At 66.7% G+C, this 1789-nt stretch carries 2 protein-coding genes; both read right to left on the bottom strand.

Annotated elements, in window-relative coordinates; translation table 11 throughout:
- Positions 1-764 (bottom strand): methylenetetrahydrofolate reductase [NAD(P)H] (gene metF / locus VDP82_RS17735; protein ID WP_323016139.1); only part of this gene is annotated, 764 nt, incomplete at its 3' end.
- Between the two features lie 4 nt (positions 765-768).
- A complete protein-coding gene (locus VDP82_RS17740) occupies positions 769-1725 on the bottom strand; it encodes a metalloregulator ArsR/SmtB family transcription factor (protein ID WP_323016140.1) in 957 nt (318 codons plus the stop codon).
- Positions 1726-1789: the final 64 nt, after the last annotated feature.

Raw genomic sequence — 1789 nt, forward strand, 5'->3', positions numbered from 1 at the left:
ACCAGCGCATGGGTTTCCGGCTCGTCCTCCAGCCCCTCGAAGCGCTCGGCCAGCCAACCGGGAATGGAAGCGCCGCAGCGCCCGGCAAAGCTGGCGATCTGCTTGAAGCTGTGGATGGGCTGGATGCCCGGCACGATAGGCGCGGAGATGCCTGCGGCGCGGGCGCGTTCGAGATAGCGCAGATAATGGCTGTTGGAGAAGAACATCTGGGTGATGGCCCGGTCGGCCCCCGCATCGATCTTGCGCTTGAGATTGTCGATCTCATAGGCCCAGTCGGGGCTTTGCGGGTGCTTTTCGGGATAGGCCGCGACGGAAATGTCGAAATCGCCGATACGGCGCAGCCCGGCCACCAGGTCGGCGGCGTTCTGATAACCCTGCGGGTGCGGGGTAAAGGGCTGGCCCACGCCCTCCGGCGGGTCGCCGCGCAGCGCCACGATGCGGTTGATGCCGGCCTCCCGGTAGCCGCGCACCACCCCGTCAACCTCGTCGCGGGTCGCGCCCACGCAGGTGAGATGGGCGGCAGCGTCCACCCCGGTCTCGGCCTTGATGCGGCTCACCATGCGCAGCGTGCGCTCGCGGGTGGAGCCGCCGGCGCCATAGGTGACCGAGACGAAGCGCGGCTTGAGGGGAGCGAGCTTGTTGACGCTGTCCCAGAATTTTTCCTCCATGACGTCGGTCTTGGGCGGGAAAAATTCGAAGGAAATCTGCAAATCGGGGCGCTGGCCCGCCACCTGCCGGCTGGCGCGGAAACTATCTTCGAGCATGGGTCTATCCGTTTGCGGTCTTGTCGCTGAGGCGCCAGAGGCACACCGTCAGCCCGCCCTCGCGGGCGCTGGGAAATTCATGTCGTTCGGCCACAAAAAGCCCGGCCGCGCCGGCCCAGGCGCTCATCTGGGCTTCCGAGAGGCCGAGCCGCCTATGGGCATGGTCGGTGCGCAGGAATTCGAGATCATGGGGAGCGAAATCGACGATCACCATGTCCCCGCCCGGCTTGAGCAGGCGGCGCGCCTGCGCCAGCATGCGGCCCGGATCGTCGAAATAATGCATCACCTGGTGGATGACGATGACATCGGCCGGCCCGGCATTGAGATCGACATCGCCGATATCGCCCAGGCGCACCTGCGCATTGGCGATGCCGGCCGAAGCCAGCCGCGCCCGCGCCACCGCCAGCATTTCCCGGCTCGAATCGATGCCGATGCCCCGGCCGTAAAATTCGCGCAGCACTTCCAGCATGCGCCCGGTGCCAGTGCCCAGATCGATCAGCGTATCGACCTTGCGCCCGCCAAGCGCGGCCACCACGGCGGCTTCCACCGCCTCCTCGGGCACATGCAGGCGCTTGAGCAGGTCCCAGCCATCGGCGACACGGGCGAAATATTCGGCCGCCCGCGCCTGCTGGCCGGCGCGCACATCGTTCTGCCGCTCGATATCGCGCCGCCGGTCGGGATCGTCGGGATCGAGCCGCCTCACCAGCCAGCGCGCCAGCGCCGCTCCCTCGCCCTCCTGCGCCGGGCCGTAATAGGCCCAGGCCCCCTCGGCATTGCGCTCGATGAGCCCGGCATCGGCCAGAAGCTTGAGATGCCGCGACACGCGCGGCTGGCTCTGCTTGAGGATTTCGGTCAGGTCCTTGACCGAATGATCGCCGTCGGCGAGCAGGGCGAGAAGCCGCAGGCGGGTATCCTCGCCCGCCGCCTTCAACGCCCCCACCAATTGCTCCAGATCCGCCATCGCGCTCCACCAGATATAAAGATGTCTTTATATCTAGATTTGCGACGCGGTCCAGAGGGAATGA

Source organism: Devosia sp. (assembly GCF_034675085.1).
GTDB lineage: Bacteria > Pseudomonadota > Alphaproteobacteria > Rhizobiales > Devosiaceae > Devosia.